General features: G+C 70.9%; 19 protein-coding genes. 11 read left to right on the top strand and 8 right to left on the bottom strand.

All coding sequences use genetic code 11. From position 1 onward, the window contains the following. Nucleotides 1-4: 4 nt before the first annotated feature. The 4 genes from LN251_RS03950 to aroQ all read left to right on the top strand — a co-directional run bounded on the left by LN251_RS03950 (nt 5) and on the right by aroQ (nt 5,174). Complete coding sequence (locus LN251_RS03950) at nt 5-1,972, top strand: TerD family protein (protein WP_458243100.1); 1,968 nt, start codon at nt 5-7, stop codon at nt 1,970-1,972. A gap of 226 nt (nt 1,973-2,198) precedes the next feature. After that, entirely contained in the window at nt 2,199-3,200 is a 1,002-nt protein-coding gene (locus LN251_RS03945; protein WP_458243099.1) for a TerC family protein, read from the top strand. 304 nt (nt 3,201-3,504) lie between these two features. Continuing rightward, entirely contained in the window at nt 3,505-4,605 is a 1,101-nt protein-coding gene (locus LN251_RS03940) for a calcium:proton antiporter (RefSeq protein WP_458243098.1), read from the top strand. Nucleotides 4,606-4,700: 95 nt separating this feature from the next. Next, nucleotides 4,701-5,174 (top strand): type II 3-dehydroquinate dehydratase, encoded by a 474-nt coding sequence (gene aroQ / locus LN251_RS03935; RefSeq protein ID WP_249834648.1) that lies wholly within the window; start codon nt 4,701-4,703, stop codon nt 5,172-5,174. A 104-nt stretch (nt 5,175-5,278) separates the two neighbouring features. Here aroQ and LN251_RS03930 read toward each other — a convergent pair whose 3' ends face one another. The 5 genes from LN251_RS03930 to LN251_RS03910 form a co-directional block, all read right to left on the bottom strand. Beyond that, nucleotides 5,279-6,031 carry an amino acid ABC transporter ATP-binding protein gene (locus LN251_RS03930; RefSeq protein WP_458243097.1) on the bottom strand — a complete coding sequence of 251 codons (753 nt, stop codon included), beginning with the start codon at nt 6,029-6,031 and terminating at the stop codon, nt 5,279-5,281. Continuing rightward, on the bottom strand, nt 6,028-6,945 hold the full coding sequence (locus LN251_RS03925) for an amino acid ABC transporter permease (protein ID WP_458243096.1): 918 nt from the start codon (nt 6,943-6,945) through the stop codon (nt 6,028-6,030). Before LN251_RS03925 ends, LN251_RS03930 begins: the two co-directional genes overlap by 4 nt. Then, complete coding sequence (locus LN251_RS03920) at nt 6,942-7,826, bottom strand: ABC transporter substrate-binding protein (protein ID WP_458243095.1); 885 nt, start codon at nt 7,824-7,826, stop codon at nt 6,942-6,944. Before LN251_RS03920 ends, LN251_RS03925 begins: the two co-directional genes overlap by 4 nt. Nucleotides 7,827-8,284: 458 nt before the next feature. Continuing rightward, on the bottom strand, nt 8,285-8,941 hold the full coding sequence (locus tag LN251_RS03915) for an MBL fold metallo-hydrolase (RefSeq protein WP_458243094.1): 657 nt from the start codon (nt 8,939-8,941) through the stop codon (nt 8,285-8,287). Nucleotides 8,942-9,018: 77 nt separating this feature from the next. Further along, a complete protein-coding gene (locus LN251_RS03910) occupies nt 9,019-9,705 on the bottom strand; it encodes a maleylpyruvate isomerase family mycothiol-dependent enzyme (protein ID WP_458243093.1) in 687 nt (228 codons plus the stop codon). 222 nt (nt 9,706-9,927) lie between these two features. Between LN251_RS03910 and uvrA the strand changes: the two genes are divergently transcribed. Beyond that, nucleotides 9,928-12,966, top strand: coding sequence for an excinuclease ABC subunit UvrA (gene uvrA / locus LN251_RS03905; protein ID WP_458243092.1), 3,039 nt, complete (start codon nt 9,928-9,930; stop codon nt 12,964-12,966). Nucleotides 12,967-13,026: 60 nt separating this feature from the next. On the opposite strand, the gene LN251_RS03900 is transcribed toward uvrA, so the two are convergent. Then, complete coding sequence (locus LN251_RS03900; RefSeq protein ID WP_458243091.1) at nt 13,027-13,950, bottom strand: carbohydrate kinase family protein; 924 nt, start codon at nt 13,948-13,950, stop codon at nt 13,027-13,029. Then, nucleotides 13,947-15,092, bottom strand: a complete 1,146-nt coding sequence (locus LN251_RS03895; protein ID WP_458243090.1) for a LacI family DNA-binding transcriptional regulator — start codon at nt 15,090-15,092, stop codon at nt 13,947-13,949. The genes LN251_RS03900 and LN251_RS03895 overlap by 4 nt, the downstream gene beginning before the upstream one ends. Before the next feature lie 167 nt (nt 15,093-15,259). Here LN251_RS03895 and LN251_RS03890 point away from each other — a divergent pair, with 167 nt between their 5' ends. Then, nucleotides 15,260-15,688 (top strand): Rieske 2Fe-2S domain-containing protein, encoded by a 429-nt coding sequence (locus LN251_RS03890; RefSeq protein WP_458243089.1) that lies wholly within the window; start codon nt 15,260-15,262, stop codon nt 15,686-15,688. A gap of 49 nt (nt 15,689-15,737) precedes the next feature. Here LN251_RS03890 and LN251_RS03885 read toward each other — a convergent pair whose 3' ends face one another. Then, the gene (locus tag LN251_RS03885) at nt 15,738-16,694 is read right to left on the bottom strand and encodes a hypothetical protein (RefSeq protein WP_458243088.1); all 957 of its coding nucleotides are present in this window, start codon (nt 16,692-16,694) and stop codon (nt 15,738-15,740) included. 373 nt (nt 16,695-17,067) lie between these two features. Between LN251_RS03885 and uvrC the strand changes: the two genes are divergently transcribed. From uvrC to LN251_RS03860, 5 genes are all read left to right on the top strand, one after another. After that, the gene (gene uvrC / locus LN251_RS03880; protein ID WP_458243087.1) at nt 17,068-19,182 is read left to right on the top strand and encodes an excinuclease ABC subunit UvrC; all 2,115 of its coding nucleotides are present in this window, start codon (nt 17,068-17,070) and stop codon (nt 19,180-19,182) included. Continuing rightward, nucleotides 19,179-20,147, top strand: coding sequence for an RNase adapter RapZ (gene rapZ, locus LN251_RS03875; RefSeq protein WP_458243086.1), 969 nt, complete (start codon nt 19,179-19,181; stop codon nt 20,145-20,147). Before uvrC ends, rapZ begins: the two co-directional genes overlap by 4 nt. Next, complete coding sequence (locus LN251_RS03870; RefSeq protein ID WP_458243085.1) at nt 20,144-21,211, top strand: gluconeogenesis factor YvcK family protein; 1,068 nt, start codon at nt 20,144-20,146, stop codon at nt 21,209-21,211. The genes rapZ and LN251_RS03870 overlap by 4 nt, the downstream gene beginning before the upstream one ends. Then, nucleotides 21,202-22,191 (top strand): DNA-binding protein WhiA, encoded by a 990-nt coding sequence (gene whiA, locus LN251_RS03865; RefSeq protein WP_458243084.1) that lies wholly within the window; start codon nt 21,202-21,204, stop codon nt 22,189-22,191. The genes LN251_RS03870 and whiA overlap by 10 nt, the downstream gene beginning before the upstream one ends. Before the next feature lie 154 nt (nt 22,192-22,345). Next, a complete protein-coding gene (locus LN251_RS03860) occupies nt 22,346-25,300 on the top strand; it encodes a M14 family zinc carboxypeptidase (protein WP_458243083.1) in 2,955 nt (984 codons plus the stop codon). The last annotated feature ends 171 nt before the right edge of the window (nt 25,301-25,471 follow it).

Below are 25,471 nucleotides of genomic sequence, written 5' to 3'. Positions count from 1 at the left end.
GGCGATGACGGCCGAGCTGGTGCGGGGGCAGAACCACCCGCTCTCCCAGGCCCGACTCGAGATCCGGGTCTCGGCCGGCACGCCGGTCGTGGCCTCGGCCACGCTCGGCGACGAGAGCGGCAAGGCGCGGAGCACCGAATGGGTGGCCCACCCGGGTGCTCCGACCCTGCCGGGCCTGGAGGTCTCCCGGCAGGCCGCCGCGGACCACCGTCTCGCGGTGGACCTGGACGCCGTACCGGAGACCGTCCATCGGGTCAGCGTCCTGCTCGCGCTGCCCACGGCTGACGGGGCGGGCCCGGCCCGCTTCGGCGCCGTGGCCGCCCCCTTCGTCGCCGTCACCGGCCTCGACGGGACCGAGGTCGCCACCTACACGATCACCGGTCTGGACGCCGAGTCGGCCGTCGTGGCCCTGGAGCTCTACCGCCGGCAGGGCGCCTGGAAGGTGCGTGCCGTCGGACAGGGGTACGCCGGTGGCCTCGCCGAACTCCTCACCGACCAGGGCCTTCCCGAGGCCCACCACCTCGCGGGCCACATCGACGAGGCGGTCGCCCGGAGCCTGGCCCGCTCGGTCCCGGCACCCCCGCAGCGGACGGCGGACGGCGACCGTACGCGGCAGGCCGCGGGACCGCACGCCTCGCCCTACAGCCCGCAGAGCACGCCCGCGTCCGGCGCCGCGCAGCCCACGGTGCCGCAGGGCCTCACGCCGCCGGACTCCCCGGCGCTCACCCAGCCGTCCGCGCCGACCGCCTCCGGCCCCATCGACTACAGCCACCCGGGACGCCGCCCCGCCGCCCCGCCCCCGCCCGTCCCGACGGCGCCACCGGCCGCGCCGGGACAGCCCACGCAGCCCGTTGCGGGCGACGCCACCGGCTGGTCCATGGACGAGCGGCTCTACAACCAGATCTGGGGCATGTTCGAGGACCTGGCCCGCACGACGGCCGCCTACCGCAGCGCCGTCGACTTCGCCGACTCCCGGATGGAGAAGGAGCTCGACCAGGCCCTGTCCGACCCGCGCCACAGGATCGGCGGGCAGGGCGACGCCGCGCGGGAAGCGGCGCAGGCCAAGCATGCGCACCTCGTCGACCAGGCCCGGGCGGCCCTGGACCGCGATCTCGCCCAGCTCGCCGCCGAGGCCGATGTCGTCGAGCCCGCGCTGCCGCCCGCGTACGCGCGCTGGGACAACCCCGTGTGGCACGGCTACCGGGTGCCGATGGAGATGCCGATGGCCGTCCGCGTGGGCGACCTTCATCTGCCGGAGAGCGGCCTGCTGCGCATCCCGATGCTGGTACGGCTGCCGCTGGAGCGCGGGCTGTGGATCGACAGCGGACGTTCGGAGCTGCTCGACGAGTCGTTCGCCGACGCCGCGGGACTGGACAACCTCGCCATGGAGACGGCGGTCGTGCTCGCGGCCCGTCTGCTGGCCATCCATCCGGCCGGCGAGTTCGCCGTGCACGTCGTCGATCCGGCGGGCTCGGGCGCGCAGGCCCTGGCACCGCTTGTGCGTACCGGTGTGCTCGCGGCTCCGCCGGCGCTGGGCGCCGCCGGTGTGGCCGACGTCCTGGGGCGCCTCACCGAGCGCGTCGACCTGGTGCAGATGGCGGTGCGCGCCGGCGCCTCCGACTCGCTGCCGCCCGGCTTCGACACGGCCCAGCAGCTGCTGATCGTCAACGACTTCCCGCACGGCTTCGACGACCGGGCCGTGAACCAGTTGCGTTACCTCGCGGACGAGGGCCCCGCCGTCGGCGTCCACCTGATGATGGTCGCGGACCGGGAGGAGGCATCCGCCTACGGGCCGTTGCTCGACCCCCTGTGGCGTTCGCTGCTGCGACTGACGCCGGTGCCCGACGACCACCTCGCCGACCCGTGGGTCGGACACGCCTGGACCTACGAGCCCGCGCTCGTGCCGCCCGGCAGCCAGATCCTCGAGCAGGTGCTCACCCTGGTGGCGGCAGCCCGAACCAAGTACATGTAAAGCGGCTCTGAGCTGCTAGTTTGACCTTTCTTTTGCCAAACGCTTTACCTTTCCTTGGTGATTGGGTACGGTTGTCGGCACGGAGGGGAGTACTCCCTGTCGACTGCGGCGTACCCGTCAATACGGATCGGATCTGATCCCGGGGCGCCGGCCCACCGTGGGTGGAAGAGACCTCCGGCAGCGCGACGACGCTGGTAATTGGCCGTTCCGTCCTGCCGGAGGCGCAGTGGATGTTTCCGTGAACCTGTGGGTTCTGACCATCGTGGGCCTTGCCGCCCTGATCGCGGTCGACTTCTTCATCGGCCGCAAACCGCACGACGTGTCGATCAAGGAAGCGGGGATCTGGACGATCGTCTGGATCACCCTCGCCGGGCTCTTCGGGCTCGGTCTGCTCGTCTTCGCCGGCGGGCAGCCCGCCGGCGAGTTCTTCGCGGGCTTCATCACCGAGAAGTCGCTGAGCGTCGACAACCTCTTCGTCTTCGTCCTGATCATGGCGAAGTTCGCCGTGCCCTCGCAGTACCAGCAGCGGGTCCTGCTGATCGGCGTCCTCATAGCCCTGGTCCTGCGGGCTATCTTCATCGCCGCGGGTGCCGCGATCCTCGCCAGCTTCTCCTGGGTGTTCTACCTCTTCGGCGCCTTCCTCATCTGGACGGCCTGGAAGCTGATCCAGGAGGCCCGGGCCGACGAGGAGGAAGAGGAGTTCGAGGAGAACAAGCTCCTCAAGGCCGCCGAGCGCCGCTTCGGCGTCGCCGACCGCTACCACGGCACCAAGCTGTGGATCCAGCAGAACGGCAAGCGGGTCATGACCCCGATGCTGGTCGTGATGCTGGCGATCGGCACCACGGACGTCCTCTTCGCCCTCGACTCCATCCCCGCGATCTTCGGCCTGACCCAGGACCCGTACATCGTCTTCACCGCCAACGCCTTCGCCCTGATGGGCCTCAGGCAGCTGTACTTCCTCATCGGCGGCCTGCTCAAGAAGCTGGTCCACCTCAGCTACGGCCTGTCGATCATCCTGGGATTCATCGGCGTCAAGCTGGTGCTGCACGCCCTGCACGAGTCCGGCGTCCACGTCCCGGAGATCTCCATACCGGTCTCCCTCGGCGTGATCTGCGTGGTCCTCGTGGTCACCACGATCACCAGCCTGCGGGCCTCGCAGAAGCAGGCGGCGGTCGAGGGGGCGCAGGCCGGGAGCGAAGGCGCTCCGAAGGACGACGTCCAGGTCTGAGCACCACCGACGCGGGAACAACCAGCACTGGGAGCGGGACGGAATCAATCGCACCAGATCGCTCCCGGTGCCTCGTTCACCTCGTACTGATCGAGTTCGAGTCGTACGAGCAGCGAGGGCCGACAACGACGACCCCGAGACCACCGAGACCAACGAGTTCGCCGAGCTGACGGCCGCGTCGTGCACGCGGCGCCGCCGTCCCTCACCGACTGCGACGCACAGGAGATGACACAGCTCACATGACACGATCCGGGCCCCCTACCACCGGAATGCGGGGCCCGTGCGCCTCTGCGAGGATCGCTCCATGATCGCTCGGATCAGACCGCTCACCACGCAGTGGACGTCTCTCGTGCCGGTTCTGGCGATCGTCCTGCTGATCTTCACCTGGGGGCGTGACCTGCCCGGCGTGGTCGTCGCACTGGTGACGCTGGTCCTGGCGGGAGCCGTACTGGCAGCCGTCCATCACGCCGAGGTGGTCGCCCACCGGGTCGGCGAACCCTTCGGCTCCCTCGTCCTCGCGGTCGCCGTCACGATCATCGAGGTCGCCCTCATCGTCACCTTGATGGCGGACGGCGGCGACAAGGGCTCGACCCTGGCCAGGGACACGGTCTTCGCGGCCGTGATGATCACCTGCAACGGCATCGTCGGGATCTGTCTGCTCGTCGCCTCGCTGCGGCACGGCACCGCGGTGTTCAACCCCGAGGGCACCGGCGCCGCCCTCGCGACCGTCGCCACCCTGGCCACGCTCAGCCTGGTCCTGCCGACGTTCACCACGAGCAAGCCCGGCCCCGAGTTCTCCGCCATCCAGCTCACCTTCGCCGCGCTCTCCTCGCTGATCCTCTACGGCCTGTTCGTCGCGACCCAGACGGTGCGCCACCGCGACTACTTCCTGCCCATCACCCGCCAGGGCGACGTGATCACCGCCGACGACCACGCCGACGCGCCCACCGCCCGCACCGCCTGGATCAGCCTGAGTCTGCTCGGCCTCGCCCTGATCGGCGTGGTCGGCCTGGCCAAGGGCGTGTCCCCGACGATCGAGTCCGGAGTGGAGGCGGCCGGGCTGCCCCAAGCCGTCGTCGGCGTGATCATCGCCCTGCTGGTGCTGCTGCCCGAGACCATCGCCGCGCTGCGCTCCGCCCGCCGCGACCGCGTGCAGACCAGCCTGAACCTCGCGCTCGGCTCGGCCATGGCGAGCATCGGCCTGACCATCCCCGCCGTCGCCCTCGCCTCGGTGTGGCTGTCCGGCCCGCTCGTCCTCGGACTCGGCGCCACCCACATGGTGCTGCTCGCCCTGACCGTGGTGGTGGCCTCCCTCACGGTGGTGCCCGGCCGGGCCACCCCGTTGCAGGGTGGGGTGCATCTCGTGCTGTTCGCGGCCTACTTGGAGCTGGCGATCAACCCGTAGAACGTCCCGGCAGCCTCGCTGCCCGAGGGCCGTGATAGACCGGGTGCGAACAGCGGTCCCCGTGGATCGCCCCATCCGACCGGACCGGAGGAACCGTGCCCCGCACCCTGGCCAACGCCCCGATCATGATCCTCAACGGGCCCAACCTGAACCTGCTCGGCCAGCGGCAGCCCGAGATCTACGGCAAGGACACCCTGGCCGACGTCGAGGCCCTGTGCGCCAAGGCCGCGGCCGCGCACGGCGGCACGGTGGACTTCCGGCAGTCCAACCACGAGGGCGAACTGGTCGACTGGATCCACGAGGCACGGCTGAACCACTGCGGGATCGTCATCAACCCCGGTGCCTACTCGCACACGTCCGTGGCGATCCTGGACGCCCTCAACACCTGCGACGGACTGCCCGTGCTGGAGGTCCACATCTCCAACATCCACCAGCGGGAGTCCTTCCGGCACCACTCCTACGTGTCGCTGCGCGCCGACGGCGTCATCGCCGGCTGCGGTGTGCAGGGATACGTCTTCGGCGTGGAGCGGGTGGCGGCCCTGGCGGGCCCCGCGCAGGCCGACGCCTGACCCGCTCGCGGCGCGAGCAGCGTGCGCGGCGTAACCCCGGCTCGCGCCGCGAGCATCGTGACCGGCGTAACTCCCGCTCGCCAGGAGGGCGCCCCTTACGCCCCCTACAGGCGTCCCGCCTCGACGATCCGCCGCAGGAAACGCCGGGTGCGTTCCTGCTGCGGGTCGCCGAAGACCTGCTCGGCCGTACCGCGCTCCAGGACGACGCCCCCGTCCAGGAAACAGACCTGGTCGGCGACGTCCCGGGCGAAGCCCATCTCGTGCGTGGCCAGCACCATGGTCATGCCGTCGTCCTTCAGGTCGCGCACGACGGTGAGCACCTCGCCGACGAGCTCCGGGTCGAGCGCGGCGGTGATCTCGTCGAGCAGCAGCAGCCGGGGCCGCACGGCCAGAGCGCGCACGATGGCCACACGCTGCTGCTGACCGCCGCTCAGCCGGTCCGGATAGGCGCGGGCCTTCTCAGCGAGTCCGAGCCGCTCCAGCAACTCTCCGGCGCGCTCCTCGGCCTCCTCCCGGGACACGCCGTGAACCCGCCGCGGGGCGAGAGTGATGTTGTCCAGCACGGTCATGTGCGGAAACAGGTTGTACGCCTGGAAGACCACGCCGATACGGCGCCGTACCGCGTCCTGGTCGACACGTGGGTCCGTGATCTCCTCGCCGTCCAGCCAGATCGCGCCGTCGTCGATCTCCTCCAGCAGGTTCGCGCAGCGCAACAAGGTCGACTTGCCCGAACCCGAGGCGCCGATCAGAGCGGTCACCGTGTGCGGGGCGACCTCGAGGTCGACGTCCCGCAGGACCACGGAGCCGCCGAACGTCTTGCGCACGGACTCCATGCGCAGCACGGGCGCGTCGCTCATATCGCTCCTCCTTGGGCGCGCTGCCGGTCCATCCGCGCCGTCACCCAGTCCGTGAAGCGCGTCATCGGGATCGTCAGCGCCACGAAGACCAGGCCCGCGACGATGTACGACGTGTAGTTCATGCTGCGCTGGGCGATGATGTCGGCCGCCCGCACGGCGTCGATCGCGCCGCCGATCGACACCAGGCCGGTGTCCTTCTGGAGGGACACGAGGTCGTTCAGCAGGGGCGGCACCTGACGCCGTACGGCCTGGGGGAGGACCACGTACCGCAGCGCCTGCCGGTTGGTCAGACCCAGCGAGCGCGCCGCGGCCCGCTGGGAGGGGTGCACGGACTCGATGCCGGCGCGGAACACCTCGGCGACGTACGCCGAGTACGTCAGCGTCAGCGCCGTACCGCCGAGCAGCACCGGATCGACGGTCACGCCCTGGAGGCGCAGCGCGGGCACGCCGAAGATCACGATCATCAGGTTGATGATCAGCGGCAGACCGCGGAAGAAGTCCGTGTACGCGGCCGCGAGCGCCCGCAGCGGGAAGAACACCGGCCCGGGCAGGGTGCGCGCGATGGCGATCAGCATCCCCAGGACCAGCACCAGCACGCCGCAGATCAGCAGCAGCCGGACGTTGAGCCACAGCCCTTCGAGGACCTTGGGCAGCGCCTCGCGCGCGTAGTGCGCGTCGAAGAAGGTCTCCTTGGTGCGCGGCCAGCCCGGCGCGTTGACCACGACCACGTACAGCACGACGGCCGTGACGAGGGTGGACACGGCGGCGATGGCGGTCGCGCGCCGGGCGCGGGCACGCTTGTGGCGCTCGCGGTCCAGGCGCCGTTCCGAGGGGATGTACGCGTCCTCCGCGCCCGGCGTGTCGTCTCTGCCGTCCGCGTCTTCCCGGCCCGAGTCGTCCTTCAGGAGCGTCACTTGAGCACCGGAGCGTCGACGGCGTCGGACAGCCACTGCTTCTCCAGTTTCGCCAGCGTTCCGTCCTTGCGGAGGGCGTCCACGGCCGACGACACGCACGAGGTGAGAGCGCTGCCCTTGTCGAGCACGAGCCCGAACTGCTCTGGTGTGGTGCCCTGGTTCTCGAACTGGCCGACGATCTCGCCGTCGGTGACCTGGGCGGCGGTGACGTAGAACGCGGTCGGCAGGTCGGTGACGATGGCGTCGACCTGGCGGTTCTTGAGGGCGGAGACGGCCTGGTCGTTCTTGGAGTACACGGCGGCCTGCTGCGACGGCTTCACGACGTCGCTGATGTAGTTCAGGCTCGTCGTGCCGACCTGCGCGCCCAGCTTGAGGCCCTTCAGGTCCGCGATGCTCGTCGCCTTGGCGGCCTTGCTGCCCTTGAGGGCGATGACGGCCTGGCGCACGTCGTAGTAGCCGGACGAGAAGTCGACGGCCTTCCTGCGCTCGGCGCTGACCGACACCTGGTTGATGTCGAAGTCGAAGGTCTTCTCCCCGGGCGCGAACGCCTTGTTGAAGGGGACGCTCTGCCAGACGACCGCGCTCCTGCCGTACCCGAGTTGCCCGGCGACGGCGTAGGCGACCGCCGACTCGAAGCCCTTGCCGTTGGCCGGCTTGTCGTCCTTGAACCAGGGCTCGTACGCCGGCTCGTCGGTGGCGATCGTCAGCCTGCCGGAGGACTTGGTGGCCAACTTGCCCTTGGCACAGGTGCTGCCGGTCGATCCCGAGGCGTTGTCGCTCGCCTTCTCCTCCGGCTGCGGCGCGCAGCCGACTGCGGTGGCCAGAAGGGCGATGGTTGCCGCGGCGACGGCGCGGCGCAGTGCGCGAGGGGCAAGATGCATGGCGGGAGATTGACAGCCCGACGTCTCGTTTGTCGAGGTCACGTCGTCAACTGTCCGCATAGTGGGAACGGGTGTTGCATTCTCGTGAACACGCTCCGGCCGTACGCGTCGTCATGCCGGGGCCGCCGGTCGAGGGCGGGGTTGGAAGACCGGCGGCCCGTACCGCGCAGGAGCCGTCATCCTGAGCGGGGCGGCTTCCAGTTGACTGCGCAACCAAGTGCGCCGGGAGCGCGCGCATGCCCCCGGCGCGTGCGAACGCTTCACACGGGGCGCGTGCACCGGCTCGGCGCGATACGGGACTTCACTCCGGGGGCGCGTGACGCATTCGCCGTTCCGTGCGCTGTACGGCATGACTCCCATGGGTCACGGGCCCGTCCTCTCGAGGCGGCAAACGGGCCGAGGCGCACAGGGGCGGAGGACCGATCGGCCCTCCGCCCCTGTGCGCTGTCCGGGGACCGCTACCACCCGCGCGCGTGCCACTCCGGTAGATGGGGCCGCTCCGCGCCCAGCGTCGTGTCGTTGCCGTGCCCCGGGTAGACCCAGGTCTCGTCGGGCAGTGTGCCGAAAATCTTCGTCTCGACGTCGTGGATCAGGCTCGCGAACGCCTTCGGATCCTTACGGGTGTTCCCGACTCCGCCGGGGAAGAGGCAGTCGCCTGTGAACACATGGGGATGCCCGTGCGGGTCGTCGTAGACGAGGGCGATCGAACCCGGTGTGTGGCCGACCAGATGGCGCGCCGTCAGCTTCACCTGCCCCACACGGACCGTGTCGCCGTCGTCGACCAGGACGTCGGTCCGTACCGGAATGCCCGGGGCGTCGTCCCGGCCGGCGTACGTGCGGGCCCCGGTGGCCGCGACGACCTGGGCGAGCGCCTGCCAGTGGTCCCCGTGCTGGTGGGTGGTGACGACGGACGCGATGCCGTCGTCACCGATCATGCCGAGCAGGGTGGCCGCGTCGTTGGCCGCGTCGATCAGCAACTGCTCGTCCGTGGCCCGGCAGCGCAGCAGATAGGCGTTGTTGTCCATCGGGCCCACCGCGATCTTGGTGATCATCAGGTCCTTGAGCTCGTGCACGTCCGCCGGGCCACCGACCGTCACCTGTCCGCTGTACGTCATGGCTGCCAGCCTATAGCGGGGGAGGGCGCCGAGGCCCCGCCGAAGGACGCGCCCGCGGCGAGGTGCGCCCCCGCCCCCTACAGCGGCGGCAGGCCGGGCAGCGAGCCGCCCCGCACCGTCAGCCCGGAGCCGTCCCGGCGTCCCGCGAGCCAGCCGAGCAGCTCGGGCGCCGGGCCCGTGACCGTGATCTCCGGTTCCGTCGCCTCGCGGCCGGTGCGCCACACGCGCGTACCGTCCGTCAGACGCGTCGGCGGCACATCCGGGTGGCCGGAGAAACGGTCGGCGAGAAAGACGATCTCCCGCTCCGTGAACCGCTCCGGCAGATGCTCCAGCTCGTATCCGATGCCGAGGTCCACGTGGTGCAGCTCCACCTCCGCCCAGCGCCGGAACGGCACCCGCGACGCCGAGTCGGTGACCCCGTTGCGCAGCTCCACCGTCCGCGACCAGTCCGCGGGCGCGGCCCCCACCGCCTGGAACCGGGCCGCGCTCTCGCGCAGGTCGGCGAGCTGCGCCTGAAGGGGGCGCGGAGCGTCCCGTTCGATGTCGGCGTCGCGCGCCTTCCCGGAGACGTACATGGGGCGGCCCTCCAGGACGTTCACGAGGGCGTCGGCGTTGCGGGCGAGGTGCGCGAGGACGTGGCCGCGGGTCCAGCCCGGCAGCCGTGACGGCTCGGCCACCGACGCGTTGTCCAGTTCGGCGGCTGCGGTGAGCAGCCGTTCCGTCGCGTCACGTACAGACGCCAGGTCATGACCGTGATCAATCATGCTGCTGACCCTAGCCCCGCCACACCTTTGGGTGAAGGTGGTGAAGCAGTGCCGTAATTCGAAAGCACGTGCTATATGGTCGGAAGTGGCGTCGGGCATGCTGGATGGCCGGGGATTGTTATGCAACCCGGAATCCGACCGGCGTTGTCAGTGGCTCCCCCTAGTGTGAGAAGACACGGGGGCCTCGCCCCTGTCACTTCTCTAAGAAAGGTGCGGACCGGCGTGGCCGACCGTCTCATCGTCCGTGGCGCGCGCGAGCACAATCTGAAGAATGTCTCGCTCGACCTGCCGCGCGACTCGCTCATCGTCTTCACGGGCCTGTCGGGGTCGGGCAAGTCCTCGCTGGCCTTCGACACCATCTTCGCCGAGGGGCAGCGGCGCTACGTGGAGTCGCTCTCCTCGTACGCCCGCCAGTTCCTCGGCCAGATGGACAAGCCGGACGTGGACTTCATCGAAGGTCTGTCGCCCGCCGTCTCCATCGACCAGAAGTCGACCTCGCGCAACCCGCGCTCGACGGTCGGCACCATCACCGAGGTCTACGACTACCTCCGGCTGCTCTTCGCGCGCATCGGCAAGCCGCACTGTCCCCAGTGCGGCCGCCCGATCTCCCGCCAGTCGCCGCAGGCCATCGTGGACAAGGTCCTGGAGCTGCCGGAGGGGAGCCGCTTCCAGGTGCTGTCGCCGCTCGTGCGCGAGCGCAAGGGGGAGTTCGTCGACCTCTTCGCCGACCTGCAGACCAAGGGCTACAGCCGGGCGCGGGTGGATGGCGAGACCGTCCAGCTCTCCGACCCGCCGACGCTGAAGAAGCAGGAGAAGCACACCATCGAGGTGGTCATCGACCGCCTCACGGTGAAGGACTCCGCGAAGCGCCGCCTCACCGACTCCGTGGAGACCGCCCTCGGCCTGTCCGGCGGCATGGTCGTCCTCGACTTCGTCGACCTCCCCGAGGACGACCCCGAGCGCGAGCGCATGTACTCGGAGCACCTGTACTGCCCGTACGACGACCTGTCCTTCGAGGAGCTCGAGCCCCGCTCCTTCTCCTTCAACTCGCCCTTCGGCGCCTGCCCCGAGTGCACCGGCATCGGCACGCGCATGGAGGTCGACCCGGAGCTGATCGTCCCGGACGAGGACAAGTCCCTCGACGAGGGCGCCATCCACCCCTGGTCGCACGGGCACACCAAGGACTACTTCGGCCGCCTGATCGGAGCCCTGGCGGACGCCCTGGGCTTCCGGACGGACATCCCCTTCGCCGGCCTGCCGCAGCGCGCCAAGAAGGCCCTCCTCTACGGCCACAAGACCCAGATCGAGGTCCGCTACCGCAACCGGTACGGCCGCGAGCGCGTGTACACGACGCCCTTCGAGGGCGCCGTCCCCTTCGTCAAGCGCCGGCACAGCGAGGCCGAGAGCGACTCCAGCCGGGAGCGCTTCGAGGGCTACATGCGCGAGGTGCCCTGCCCCACCTGTGAGGGCACCCGCCTGAAGCCGATCGTCCTCGCGGTCACGATCATGGGGAAGTCGATCGCCGAGGTCTCGGCGATGTCCATCAGCGACTGCGCGGACTTCCTGGGCGAGCTGAAGCTGACCGCCCGCGACAAGAAGATCGCCGAGCGCGTGCTGAAGGAGGTCAACGAGCGGCTGCGCTTCCTGGTCGACGTCGGCCTGGACTACCTCTCCCTCAACCGCGCGGCCGGCACGCTCTCCGGCGGCGAGGCCCAGCGCATCCGCCTGGCCACCCAGATCGGCTCCGGCCTCGTGGGCGTCCTGTACGTCCTCGACGAGCCGTCCATCGGCCTGCACCAGCGTGACAACCACCGGTTGATCGAGACCCTGGTCCGTCTGCGCGACATGGGCAACACGCTCATCGTCGTCGAGCACGACGAGGACACCATCAAGGTCGCCGACTGGGTCGTCGACATCGGCCCCGGCGCGGGCGAGCACGGCGGCAAGGTCGTGCACAGCGGCTCCCTGAAGGAGCTGCTCGCCAACGCCGAGTCGCAGACCGGCCAGTACCTGTCCGGCAGGAAGGCGATCCCGCTGCCCGACATCCGGCGCCCGCAGGACCCCTCCCGCCGGCTCACGGTGCACGGGGCCCGCGAGAACAACCTGCAGGACATCGACGTCTCGTTCCCGCTGGGCGTCTTCACGGCCGTCACCGGTGTGTCCGGCTCCGGCAAGTCGACGCTGGTCAACGACATCCTGTACACGCACCTGGCCCGCGAGCTGAACGGCGCGCGCAACGTCCCGGGCAGGCACACGCGCGTGGACGGCGACGACCAGGTCGACAAGGTCGTGCACGTCGACCAGTCGCCCATCGGCCGCACCCCGCGGTCCAACCCGGCGACGTACACCGGCGTCTTCGACCACGTCCGCAGGCTGTTCGCCGAGACCACCGAGGCGAAGGTCCGCGGCTACCTGCCGGGCCGCTTCTCCTTCAACGTCAAGGGCGGCCGTTGCGAGAACTGCGCGGGCGACGGCACGATCAAGATCGAGATGAACTTCCTCCCGGACGTCTACGTCCCGTGCGAGGTCTGCCACGGCGCCCGGTACAACCGGGAGACCCTGGAGGTCCACTACAAGGGCAAGTCCATCGCCGAGGTCCTGAACATGCCCATCGAAGAGGCCATGAACTTCTTCGAGGCCGTCCCGGCGATCAACCGCCACCTCACGACGCTGAACGACGTCGGTCTCGGCTACGTCCGCCTCGGCCAGTCCGCCACCACCCTCTCCGGTGGTGAGGCGCAGCGCGTGAAGCTCGCCAGCGAGCTGCAGAAGCGCTCCACGGGACGCACCGTCTACGTCCTCGACGAGCCGACCACGGGTCTGCACTTCGAGGACATCAGCAAGCTGCTCAAGGTGTTGTCCGGCCTGGTCGACAAGGGCAACACGGTCATCGTCATCGAGCACAACCTCGACGTCATCAAGACCGCCGACTGGGTCGTCGACATGGGTCCCGAGGGCGGCGCCGGCGGCGGACTCGTCGTCGCCGAGGGCACGCCCGAGGAGGTCGCCGGAGTCCCGGCCAGCCACACCGGCAAGTTCCTCCGCGAGATCCTGGGCGCCGACCGGGTCAGCGACGCGGCCCCTGTGAAGGCCCCGCGCCGGACGGCGGCGAAGAAGACGGTCGCGGCCAAGTCGACGGCGAAGAGGACGGCGACAACCAAGGCCGCGACGACCAGGAGCGCGACGGCCAAGACCGCCGACAAGACGGCCGCGAAGAAGGCCACGCCCGCGAAGAAGACCACGCGGGCACGCAAGGCCTGAGGCCACGGCACGACGGAGAAGACACGGCGCCCCGCGGGAGTTCCCGCGGGGCGCCGTGCGTCACGAGCCCTCGAACACGTCCCCGAGTTCGGAGGCGTACGGCGGCTCCGCGCCCGCCCGGGAACAGGTGACCGCGGCCGCCCGCGCCGCGAAGCGCAGCAGCCTCGTCCACCCGTCGGCACCCAGCCCCCGCAGCGCCTCGGCGGACAGGGCGTCCTGGGCGGCCAGACCGTGCAGCAGCGCCGCGTTCACGGTGTCGCCGGCACCGATCGTGTCCACGACCTCGACCTTCTCGCCCGGCACGGAATGCACCGCGCCGTCCGCGGTGAAGACGCTCAGCCCGTCACCGCCGTGGGTGACCACGACTGCCGAAGGCCCCGCGGCCAGCCACTCACGCGGAGTGCCGCCCAGCCACAGTGCGTCCTCCTCGGAGAGCTTCAGCAGCGACACCGACGGCAGCCAGCTCTTGAAGCGGGCGCGATAGGCGTCCGCGTCCGGGATGAGTCCCGCCCGGACGTTGGGGTCCAGCGCGGTGAACACACCCTGCTCGGCCGCCGCGCGCATCAGCTCCTCGTAGGCGCTCGCACCGGGCTCCAGGACGAGCGAACACGTCCCGAAGGACACGGCCCGCGTCCCTGTGGGCAGCGCCGGGGGCGCGGTGAACAGCCGGTCGGCGGTGCCCTCGACGTAGAAGGAGTAGGCGGCCGAGCCGTTCCCGTCGATCGTCGCGACCGCGAGAGTGGTCGGCTCGGGGCCGCGCTGTACGGCGGACACGTCCACGCCGGCGTCCCGGAGCCCGTCGAGCAGGGCCTCGCCGAAGGCGTCCCGCGAGACGCGGGAACAGAACGCCGTGGGGGAGCCGAGGCGGCCGAGGGCCACGGCCGTGTTGTACGGGCCGCCGCCGAGCGCCGGCTTCAGCCCCGCGAGGGCACCCGTGCCCTGCGGTACCAGATCGATCAGGGCCTCACCGGCGACGACGATCACGAGACGGTTCCTTCCTCGAACTGCGCGGACTGCGGGTACTGGGTGGACCTGCCGGACTCGGCGGACCGCTCGGGTGCATCGGATCGCCCGGACTCCGGCGGGCCGGGGTCCGGGCACCCGCACGACGTCCGGTGCACGAAGGCGCAGGGCAGCCGCACGGTGCGGGCGGGGCGGTCCGGTGCGGCGAGGCGTTCCAGGAGAAGCCGTACCGCCTGGGTGCCGATCTCCCTGCCGGGCTGGGCGATCGCGGTGAGCCGGGGCGAGAAGAGGTCGGCCCAGGGGAAGTCGTCGAAACAGCACAGGGCCATGTCGTCGGGGACGGACAGGCCGCGGTCGCGCAGGGTGCGCAGGGCGCCGAGGGTCATCGCGTTGTTGGCCGTCACGAGTGCCGTGGGCGGGGCGGCGAGGGACAGCAGGGCCGCCGTGGCCCGTGCGGCCCCGGCCGACTCGGAGTCACCGTGTGCCAGGAGGTCGTCGTCGTGGGGGAGACCGGCGGCGGCGAGCCCCTCCCGGTAGCCGGCGATGCGTTCACGGGTGGTGCTGAGCCCGGGCAGCCCGGCGATCAGGGCGATACGGCGGTGGCCGAGTCCGGCGAGGTGGGCGACGAGCCGCGCGGTCGGTTCGGCGCTCTCGGCACACACCTGGTCGAAGCGCAGGCCACCCTCGCGCGGCGCCCGGGACCCCTGCGCGTCCCCGTCCACCAGCCGGTCGAGGAACACGGTCGGCACGTCATGGCGCGCGAGGTAGGTGAGGAGTTCGCGCGGCTCGGCGGAGGGAGCGACGATCATGCCGTCCACGCGCCGTTCATGCAGCAGCTGGACGACCGTGCGCTCGTGCGCGGGATCGTCGTGCGGGTCGGCGATGAGCAGGCCGTGGCCCGCGTCCAGGGCGGCCGCCTCCACACCCTGAAGGATCTCCGTGAAGTACGGGTTGCTGATGGCCGAGACCGCGAGCCCGATCGACCGGGTCCGGGAGGTCACCAGGGAACGGGCAAGGGTGTTCGGCGTGTAGCCCAGCCGGTCGATCGCGTCCAGGACGGACTGCCGGGTGTGCGGCAGGACGGGTCGGGTGCCGTTGAGGACGTGCGAGACGGTCGCCACGGACACCCCGGCGCTCCGTGCGACATCGGCCATGGTCGCCACTGCGTCCTCCTTCCCGAACCACGCGCTTCAGGCCGGAACGTATCTCATTCACCGGCCGGCGTAAACGCTTACGCAAGCGTTTAACCGTCGGGCACCCCACCGCGGGGGCAGGCGGACGGGCGGGAGTATCGTCGCCGTGCACCGCCCTCTCACCAGCGGAGACCCGTATGCCCGCCCGTCATTCCCCGAGCCGTCGTACCGTCCTGCGGGGCGCGGCCCTCACGCCCGTGGCGGGTCTCGGCCTCGCCGCCTGCTCGACCGGGTCGGGGTCGGACGGCACGCCCGCCACTCCGACGGCGCCCGTCGAACTCGGTCCGGGATCGGACGTCGCCAAGGGCGGCGCCGCGCTCTACCGGGATCACAACGTCGTGGTCAGCCGGGCCGAGGACGGCTCGCTGAAGGCGTACAGCACGATCTGCACGCACGCGGGGTGCCCGATCGACAAGCTGCAGGGAACGACGCTGGTCTGCCCGTGCCACGGCAGCGAGTTCGACGCCAGGACCGGCGAGGTGCTGCGCTCCCCGGCAACCGAGCCCTTGCAGGAGCTGTCGGCGCACACCGCCAACGGCAAGATCGTCGCGGGCCCGCTCACCTAGACCCTGCCACGGCGCGCGCACCCGCCGCGTCAGCGCAGGCGCGGTGGGCTCACTCCCAGTCCCAGCCGATGCCCACGATTCCCGTCCGCACCCGGGGTTCGACGAGGTGGACCGAGTGGTGGTGGCCGCTGAGGGCGAGTTCCTGCCTGCCGCCTCGCGGAGCGGCCGCGGAGTGCTGGGCGAAGCGATGGCAGCGCACCGGCAGCGCGCGTTCGTCGAAGCGGACCTGGAGCGCGTACTGTCCGCCGGCCGGCCCGAATCCGCGCACGTACTCGCGGCAGACGCCGGCCGTGCCGTCCTCCACGCCGTAGCGGAAGAGGAAGGTGTCCCCGGCCCGCAGCCGGGTGTCGAAGAGCAGCTCGGCCACGAGGACCCCGCTGTCGTGGTGCGCGCGCACGCGTCCGGTGCGGCAGTTCTCCAGGGCGTGCACCCGCATGCGCTCCGGCGCGCATCCCGGGTCGCCGTGGTGGACGGCGACGAAGCGGTCGACGCCGTCCTTGTGGGCGCGCACGATGTGCTGCGATTCGCGCTCCGCCAGCTCGCGGCGCGGGCCGATGCGCACCCGCTCGTGGTGGCCGAGGGTGTGCAGCCCGCCGTCCGGCGGCAGGTGCAGCTCGGTCAGCATCCGGTCCAGGACGTCCGAGGCGGCGATCAGGGAGCGGTACGAGCGGGCGGCGGGCCGTTCGGCACAGGTCCGTTCGTCACTCTCGGCGAGCAGCCTTATCAAGGACTCCTCCGGCAGCTGGAGTATCTCCTCCAGGGCCCGCACGGCCCGCAGCGACTCCGGGCGCTGCGGGCGCCGGGCGCCCTGCTGCCAGTAACTCAGGCTGGTGACGCCGACCTTCACCCCGTGGCGCGACAGATGGTGCTGCACCCGCTGCAGCGGCAGCCCCCGGGCGGCGATGGCGGCGCGCAACGCGACATGGAAGGGCCCGCCCCGCAGGGCCGATTCCAGTTCCGCGCCGACGACGGCGCCGACGTCCGCGGGCTGTGTGGCGTGCGGCATGCAGGGGGCCTTTCTGTGAATGCTCGCTACGGCTGGTCGGGCCGGTTTCGTGCGAAGGCCGGGGCCACCCCGTCGGCGTCGGGGCGTCTTCACATCCGTACGCCGTCGTTCACGGCCCCGAGTTCCCCCGCATTGAAGCGTGTTGACCAAGTCCCGACAACACCTGACGCCCGACGGGCGCGCACACCTGGCCGAGACCCGCTCGGTGGCCATGATCATCGACGCGGGGGCGCGCCGGAGCCGTCGTCGGCGTCGCGGCGCTGCGCAGGCGCCCACCCGCCGAGGATGCCGGTCCCCCCGCGGGCGCGTAGGCTCGGTGGGCGTTGTCCACAGCCTCGCCGTACTGTCACCCCTCGCCAGTAGGGTGTGAGACATGGCCGACCCCTCCAGCTACCGCCCCAAGCCGGGACAGATCCCCGACTCTCCCGGGGTGTACAGGTTCCGTGACGAGCACCGCCGGGTGATCTACGTCGGAAAGGCGAAAAGCCTGCGCCAGCGCCTGGCGAACTATTTCCAGGACCTGGCGAACCTGCACCCCCGTACCCGGACGATGGTCACCACCGCCGCGTCCGTGGAGTGGACCGTGGTGTCCACCGAGGTCGAGGCGCTGCAGCTGGAGTACTCCTGGATCAAGGAGTTCGACCCCCGGTTCAACGTCAAGTACCGCGACGACAAGAGCTACCCGTACCTCGCGGTGACGATGAACGAGGAGTTCCCGCGCGTGCAGGTGATGCGCGGTCACAAGAGGAAGGGAGTGAGGTACTTCGGCCCGTACGGGCACGCGTGGGCGATCCGCGACACCGTCGACCTCCTCCTGCGCGTCTTCCCCGTACGCACCTGCTCGGCCGGCGTCTTCAAGAACGCCACCCGCACCGGCCGCCCCTGCCTGCTCGGCTACATCGGCAAGTGCTCGGCCCCCTGCGTGGGCCGCGTCGATCCCGAGGAGCACCGCGAACTCGCCGAGGAGTTCTGCGACTTCATGGCCGGCCGCACCGGCACCTACCTCCGCCGCCTGGAGCAGCGGATGACGGAGGCGGCCGAGGAGATGGAGTACGAGCGGGCCGCCCGCCTGCGCGACGACATCGGGGCCCTCAGGAAGGCCATGGAGAAGAACGCGGTCGTGCTCGCCGACGCGACCGACGCCGACCTGATCGCGGTCGCCGAGGACGAGCTGGAGGCGGCCGTCCAGATCTTCCACGTGCGCGGCGGACGCGTGCGCGGCCAGCGCGGCTGGGTCACCGACAAGGTCGAGGAGATCACCACCGGCGCCCTCGTCGAGCACGCGCTGCAGCAGCTCTACGGCGAGGAGAAGGGCGACTCCGTCCCCAAGGAGGTCCTCGTCCCCGCCCTGCCCGACCCGGTCGAGCCCGTCCAGGAATGGCTGGCCGACCGGCGCGGCTCGGGCGTGTCCCTGCGCATCCCGCAGCGCGGCGACAAGAAGGCCCTGATGGAGACCGTGCAGCGCAACGCCCAGCAGTCGCTCGCCCTGCACAAGACCAAGCGCGCCTCCGACCTCACCACGCGTTCGCGCGCCCTGGAGGAGATCGCCGAGGCCCTCGACCTCGACAGCGCCCCCCTCCGCATCGAGTGCTACGACATCTCGCACCTCCAGGGCGACGACGTCGTCGCGTCCATGGTCGTCTTCGAGGACGGTCTGCAGCGCAAGAGCGAGTACCGCCGCTTCCAGATCAAGGGCTTCGAGGGCCAGGACGACGTGCGCTCCATGCACGAGGTGATCACCCGCCGCTTCCGGCGCTACCTCGCGGAGAAGGAGCGGACCGGCGAGTGGGTGGAGGACGGCCACGGGGACGGCCTCGTGGGCGGGGCGGCAGAAGGCCTCCAGGCAGACTTGGAGACGGCCCTGGAGGTCGACGGCCTCCCGTCGGACGGCCTGAAGAACGAGGACGGCCGGCCCAAGAAGTTCGCCTACCCGCCCCAGCTCGTCGTCGTCGACGGCGGACAGCCGCAGGTCGCGGCGGCGAAGCGGGCCCTGGACGAGCTCGGCATCGACGACGTCGCCGTCTGCGGCCTCGCCAAGCGGCTGGAAGAGGTCTGGCTGCCCGAGGAGGAGGACCCGGTGGTCCTGCCCCGCACCAGCGAGGGCCTCTACCTGCTGCAGCGCGTCCGCGACGAGGCGCACCGCTTCGCGATCACCTACCAGCGCACCAAGCGGGCCAAGCGCTTCCGCTCCAGCCCGCTGGACGACGTGCCCGGCCTCGGCGACACCCGCAAGCAGGCACTTCTGAAGCACTTCGGTTCGTTGAAGAAACTGCGATCCGCCACCATCGACCAGATCTGCGAGGTGCCCGGCATAGGCCGCAAGACGGCCGAGACGATCGCCGTGGCCCTCGCCCAGGCGGCCCCGGCCGCACCCGCCGTGAACACGGCGACCGGAGAGATCATGGAGGAGGAACCCGGCACCATGGGTTCCGGTGGGGAGCCCGTGACGACGGGAGCCCCGGACGAACGACGGGGGCAGGAGACATGAATGTGAACAACCACGACGAACAACACGAACAGACGGGCCAAGGCGGAGACGGAGCACAGGTGAGTACGGGCACGACCGGCGAGACGGGTGGGCTTCCCGAAGTCGCCATCCCCGAGCTGGTGATCATCTCCGGCATGTCCGGCGCGGGCAGGTCGACGGCCGCCAAGTGCCTGGAGGACCTCGGCTGGTTCGTCGTCGACAACCTCCCGCCCGCGCTGATCCCCACCATGGTGGAACTCGGCGCCCGCTCGCAGGGCAACGTGGCCCGGATCGCGGTCGTCGTCGACGTTCGCGGCCGGCGCTTCTTCGACAATCTGCGCGAGTCCCTGGCCGACCTGGAGACCCGGCACGTCACCCGCCGCATCGTCTTCCTGGAGTCCTCCGACGAGGCACTGGTCCGCCGCTTCGAGTCGGTGCGCCGCCCGCACCCCCTCCAGGGCGACGGCCGCATCGTCGACGGCATCGCGGCCGAGCGTGAGCTGCTGCGCGAGCTGCGCGGCGACGCCGACCTGGTGATCGACACCTCCAGCCTGAACGTGCACGAGCTGCGGGCCAAGATGGACGCCCAGTTCGCCGGCGAGGAGGAGCCCGAGCTGCGGGCCACCGTCATGTCCTTCGGCTTCAAGTACGGCCTGCCCGTCGACGCCGACCTGGTCGCGGACATGCGCTTCCTGCCCAACCCGCACTGGGTCCCGGAGCTGCGCCCCTTCACCGGCCTCAACGAGGAGGTGGCGGCGTACGTCTTCAACCAGCCCGGCGCCAAGGAGTTCCTGGACCGCTACGCCGAGCTGCTGCGCCTCATCGCGGCCGGCTACCGCCGCGAGGGCAAGCGGTACGTGACCATCGCCATCGGGTGCACGGGCGGCAAGCATCGCTCGGTGGCCACGTCGGAGAAGCTCGCCGCCCGCCTCGCGGCCGAGGGCGTGGAGACGGTGGTCGTGCACCGGGACATGGGACGCGAATGACGGAACGCTCTGTGCGGCTGAGCAGGCTGCGCCGGACCGTGCCCGAGTCACGCGCGGGCCGGACGGTGGAGACCCGCGGAGCCCGGCCGCGCCGACGCGGCGCACAGCCCAAGGTCGTCGCCCTCGGCGGTGGCATGGGCCTGTCCGCCTCGCTCGCCGCCCTGCGCCGGATCACCGGCGACCTCACCGCCGTCGTCACCGTGGCCGACGACGGCGGTTCCAGCGGCCGCCTGCGCGACGAGCTGGGCGTGCTGCCGCCCGGCGACCTGCGCAAGGCGCTGGCCGCGCTGTGCGGCGACGACGACTGGGGCCAGACCTGGGCCCGGGTCATCCAGCACCGCTTCCACTCCAAGGGCGACCTGCACGACCACGCGGTCGGCAACCTCCTGATCGTCGCTCTGTGGGAGCAGCTCGGCGACCATGTCCAGGCCCTCGACCTCGTCGGCAGGCTGCTGGGCGCGCACGGGCGCGTGCTGCCCATGTCCGCCGTACCGCTGGAGCTGCAGGCCCTGGTCAAGGGGCACGACCCGGACCGGCCGGAGGACGTGGACACGGTCCGGGGACAGGCCACGGTCGCCCTCACGCCCGGCGAGGTGCAGTCGGTGCACCTCGTGCCGCACGACCCGCCTGCCGTCCCCGAGGCCGTCGAGGCGGTCCTCGACGCGGACTGGGTGGTGCTCGGCCCCGGCTCCTGGTTCTCCTCGGTGATCCCGCACCTGCTCGTACCGGAACTGCTGGACGCCCTCACCCAGACCAAGGCGCGCCGGGTACTCTCGCTGAACCTCGCCCCGCAGCCCGGAGAAACCGAGGGCTTCTCCCCGCAGCGTCATTTGGAGGTTTTGGGACGACACGCCCCTAAACTCGCCCTGGACGTGGTGCTGGCCGACGAGGCCGCCGTGCCCGACCGTGACGTGCTCACCGAGGCCGCCAAGCGGCTCGGGGCCGCGGTCGAGCTCGCCCCGGTCGCACGCAGAGACGGAACTCCGCGGCACGACCCGGAGCTGCTGGCCGCCGCGTACGACCGTATTTTTCGGATGCATGGAAGGATCGGCCCATGGCGATGACGGCAGCGGTGAAGGACGAGATCTCCCGGCTCCCCGTCACCCGGACCTGCTGCAGGAAGGCGGAGGTCTCCGCCGTTCTGCGGTTCGCCGGCGGCCTCCACCTGGTCAGCGGGCGCATCGTGATCGAGGCGGAGCTGGACACCGCGATGGCGGCCCGACGCCTGAAGAGAGACATCCTGGAGATCTTCGGCCACTCCTCGGAGCTGATCGTGATGGCGCCCGGCGGACTGCGCCGCGGCTCGCGTTACGTCGTCCGGGTCGTCGCCGGCGGTGACCAGCTGGCCCGCCAGACCGGCCTGGTGGACGGGCGCGGCCGCCCGATCCGCGGTCTGCCCCCGCAGGTGGTCTCGGGGGCCACCTGCGACGCGGAGGCCGCCTGGCGCGGAGCGTTCCTGGCGCACGGCTCGCTCACCGAGCCCGGCCGCTCCTCCTCCCTTGAGGTGACCTGCCCCGGTCCCGAGGCGGCGCTCGCCCTGGTCGGCGCGGCCCGCCGGCTGTCGATCGCCGCGAAGGCCCGCGAGGTGCGGGGCGTGGACCGCGTGGTCGTCCGCGACGGCGACGCGATCGGCGCGCTGCTCACCCGCCTCGGCGCCCACGAGTCGGTGCTGGCCTGGGAGGAGCGCCGGATGCGCCGGGAGGTGCGGGCCACGGCGAACCGGCTCGCCAACTTCGACGACGCCAACCTGCGCCGCTCCGCCCGCGCGGCCGTCGCCGCCGGAGCCCGGGTCCAGCGCGCGCTGGAGATCCTCGGCGACGAGGTCCCCGAGCACCTCGCGGCCGCCGGACGCCTGCGCATGGAGCACAAGCAGGCCTCCCTGGAGGAGCTGGGCGCGCTCGCCGACCCGCCGCTGACCAAGGACGCCGTGGCCGGCCGTATCCGCCGCCTGCTGGCGATGGCCGACAAGCGCGCCTCCGACCTCGGCATCCCGGGCACGGAGTCCAGCATCACCGAGGAGCTGGCGGACAACTTCGTCGGCTGACCCCGCTGACCCACCGACAACCTCCTGCTGCCGGCGCCCACTTGGGCGCCGGCAGCGGCCTTTTGCTGTCTTTGTGTCGCTCTTGACTCGGTTGTGAAGTGACATGAGCCTGGCAGCACTTCGTCACCGTGACGAAGGACTGCTAGGGGGGTACATGAGACCCAGAGCGAGATCGATCCTCGCTGTCGGCGCGCTCCTGCTCGGCGGAGCGAGCCTCGCACCCATCGCCCAGGCACAGAACGGGACCTCACAGGGTTCCGACCCCGACGAGGTCAACGTCTACCGCGCGGAGGTCAGCGCCCAGCAGGTACCCCTGCTGCTGGCCGCCGGGCAGGACGGCCAGGAACTCGGCGAGCAGGTCCCCGCGAAGGGGAAGGCCGCCGTCGAGGTCTATCTCACCGGCCGGCAGGCCGGGAAGCTGCGGAAGCAGGGCGTCGACCTCACCGAGCACACACTTTCGGCCAAGGCCGCGAAACGGGTGGACACCGCCGCCCAGGGCGTGTTCCGCCCGTACAGCGGCAGCGGTGGCCTGAAGGAGGAGATCGTCCGGACCGGGCAGCTCAACCCGGGCCTGACCAAGGTCGTCTCCATCGGAAAGACCGTCAACGGCCAGGACATCCTCGCGCTCAAACTGACCAAGGACGCGAAGAAGACCAAGGACGGCTCCAAGCCCTCCGTGCTGTACATGTCCAACCAGCACGCGCGCGAGTGGATCACGCCGGAGATGACCCGCCGGCTGATGCACTACTACCTGGACAACTACAAGAAGAACAAGCGCGTCCAGCGGATCGTCGACAGCACCGAGCTGTGGTTCGTCATCTCGGCCAACCCCGACGGCTACGACTACACCTTCAAGGACTCCGCCACCCGCCTGTGGCGCAAGAACCTGCGGGACGTCAACGGCGACGGCGTCATCTCCACCGGCGACGGCGTCGACCTCAACCGCAACTTCGCCTACAAGTGGGGCTACGACGACGAGGGTTCGTCCCCGAACCCCACCAGTGAGACCTACCGCGGCGCGAGCCCCGGCTCCGAGCCCGAGACGAAGGCGCTGGACCGCTTCGAGAAGCGGATCGGATTCTCGTACGGCATCAACTACCACTCCGCCGCCGAGCTCCTGCTCTACGGTGTCGGCTGGCAGGTCGCCACCCCGACCCCGGACGACGTGGTCTACAAGGCCCTCGCCGGCACCCCGGACAACTCCGCGATCCCCGGCTACCGCCCGCAGGTCTCCTCGGAGCTGTACACCACCAACGGCGAGGCGGACGGCCACGCGGCCAACGTCAACGGCATGTCGATGTTCACCCCGGAGATGTCGACCTGCCAGACCGCGTCGAACCTCGACCCGAACGACCGGTGGAACGCGGCCGACTGCCAGTCGGTGTTCAACTTCCCGGACGACGAGAAGCTGATCCAGCAGGAGTTCACGAAGAACGTCCCGTTCGCGCTGTCGGTCGCCGAGACCGCCCGGCACCCCGACACCCCGTCCTCGTCGCTGGGCCTGAAGGCCTCCGACTTCACCCCGGCGAAGTTCACCACCTCCTACGCACGCGGCGCCGACCAGGAGGTCTCGGTCGTCGTCCGCAAGGCGGTCCGCGACAAGCAGCTCCACTACCGCGTCGATGGCGGCCGCACCAAGGACCGGCCGCTGAAGGCGTGGAAGGGCGGCCAGACCTACGGCGGCGAGGACAACCTGCACTTCGACGAGTACCGCGCCAAGGTCCGCGACGGCGACCCGGGCGACAAGGTCGAGGTGTGGTTCACCGGCCGGTCCCGCAGCGGCAAGAAGGTCTCCAGCGAGCACTTCACCTACACCGTCGCCCAGCGGGCCAAGGCCGACACGCTCGTCGTCGCCGAGGAGGGCGCGACGGCCACACAGGCGCAGACCTACGTGGACGCGCTGAAGGCGGCCGGCCGCAAGGCGGTCGTGTGGGACGTGGCCACCCAGGGCGCGCCCGACGCGCTCGCCGTGCTGAAGCACTTCCGGACCGTCGTGCACTACACCGGCGCGAGCGTCCCCGGCAACGCCACCCAGCTGCAGCTGCGCGCCTACCTCAACGAGGGCGGCAAGCTGATCGAGGCGGGGGAGTCGGCCGGCGGCAGCGTCGACCTCGGCGGCGGCACCCTGTCCAACGACTTCAGCCAGTACTACCTGGGCGCCTACTCGCGTACGTCGACCCCGGGCGCGACCGGCTTCACCGGTGCCGGTGAACTCGGCGGCTTCAGCGGGGCTCTCGGCGCGGCACCCGGCAACCCCCTCGACAGGGCGGGCACCTACGCCGTCACCTCCGACTCGCTGCCCGTCGACAAGTACCCGCAGTTCGCGAGCGCCGGAGCGGGTCAGTTCGCGGGGACCGTCAACCCGTACGGGCCGTACTCGGGTTCCTACATGGCGGCCGCCGTCCACACCGACGACTCCTACAAGCGCCTCACCCGCACCATCGACCTCTCCGGTGTCGCGGCGAGCGCCAAGCCGACGCTGCGCAGCCAGTTGCTCTGGGACACCGAGCCGGGCTACGACCACGTCGTCGTCGAGGCCCACACCACCGGCGCGGACGACTGGACCACCCTCCCGGAGGCGGGCGGCGCGACCAGCACGGCCGTACCGGCGGAGTGCGAGGCGGGCTTCCTGGTCAACGAGCACCCGTGGCTCAAGCATTACCTGACCGTGGCCGCCTCGGGCTGCACCGCGACCGGCACCAGCGGCTCCTGGAACAGCCTCACCGGCGCCTCCAACGGCTGGCAGCAGGTCGACTACGACCTGAGCGCCTACGCCGGAAAGTCCGTCGAGGTCTCGATCAGTTACGTCACCGACCCCGGCACCGGCGGCCGCGGCGTCCTCGCCGACGACACGTCGCTGGTCCTCGGCGGCACGGCGACCCAGCCCGAGGGCTTCGAGACCTCGCTCGGCGCCTGGAGCGTGTCCGGACCGCCCGCGGGCAGCCCGGCCGTGCTGAAGGACTGGACGCGTACCGGGGCGCTCTTCAGGACCTACGGCGCCGTCACCACCGACCGCACCGTGCTGTTGGGCTTCGGCCTGGAGCACCTCACCGCGGCCGCGGACCGCGTCGCCCTCGTCAAGAAGGCGCTCGCGGCCCTCGAAGGGTGAACTGCCTGGTCAACGATGACTAGGTCACCGTAGTCAAAAAGAGTGATCGGACATTCGGGCCGGGCGGTCCGTACCCCTACTGGCGGGTACGGACCGCCTGCCCATGTATGGGGCGTCTCGATGTCACTCCGGGGGCATCAGGGAGGTAGGGTCGGGGGTGGTCGGGGACAT

Source organism: Streptomyces sp. MAI_2237 (assembly GCF_054189285.1).
This window is presented reverse-complemented; position numbering and strand designations above follow the sequence as displayed.

Coding starts and splice junctions, on each gene's coding strand:
- LN251_RS03950 (WP_458243100.1), top strand. CDS start 5: ATGACGGCCGAGCTGGTGCGGGGGCAGAACCACCCGCTCTCCCAGGCC.
- LN251_RS03940 (WP_458243098.1), top strand. CDS start 3,505: ATGATCGCTCGGATCAGACCGCTCACCACGCAGTGGACGTCTCTCGTG.
- LN251_RS03930 (WP_458243097.1), bottom strand. CDS start 6,031: ATGAGCGACGCGCCCGTGCTGCGCATGGAGTCCGTGCGCAAGACGTTC.
- LN251_RS03920 (WP_458243095.1), bottom strand. CDS start 7,826: ATGCATCTTGCCCCTCGCGCACTGCGCCGCGCCGTCGCCGCGGCAACC.
- LN251_RS03915 (WP_458243094.1), bottom strand. CDS start 8,941: ATGACGTACAGCGGACAGGTGACGGTCGGTGGCCCGGCGGACGTGCAC.
- LN251_RS03910 (WP_458243093.1), bottom strand. CDS start 9,705: ATGATTGATCACGGTCATGACCTGGCGTCTGTACGTGACGCGACGGAA.
- LN251_RS03890 (WP_458243089.1), top strand. CDS start 15,260: ATGCCCGCCCGTCATTCCCCGAGCCGTCGTACCGTCCTGCGGGGCGCG.
- LN251_RS03885 (WP_458243088.1), bottom strand. CDS start 16,694: ATGCCGCACGCCACACAGCCCGCGGACGTCGGCGCCGTCGTCGGCGCG.
- uvrC (WP_458243087.1), top strand. CDS start 17,068: ATGGCCGACCCCTCCAGCTACCGCCCCAAGCCGGGACAGATCCCCGAC.
- rapZ (WP_458243086.1), top strand. CDS start 19,179: ATGAATGTGAACAACCACGACGAACAACACGAACAGACGGGCCAAGGC.
- LN251_RS03870 (WP_458243085.1), top strand. CDS start 20,144: ATGACGGAACGCTCTGTGCGGCTGAGCAGGCTGCGCCGGACCGTGCCC.
- whiA (WP_458243084.1), top strand. CDS start 21,202: ATGGCGATGACGGCAGCGGTGAAGGACGAGATCTCCCGGCTCCCCGTC.
- LN251_RS03860 (WP_458243083.1), top strand. CDS start 22,346: ATGAGACCCAGAGCGAGATCGATCCTCGCTGTCGGCGCGCTCCTGCTC.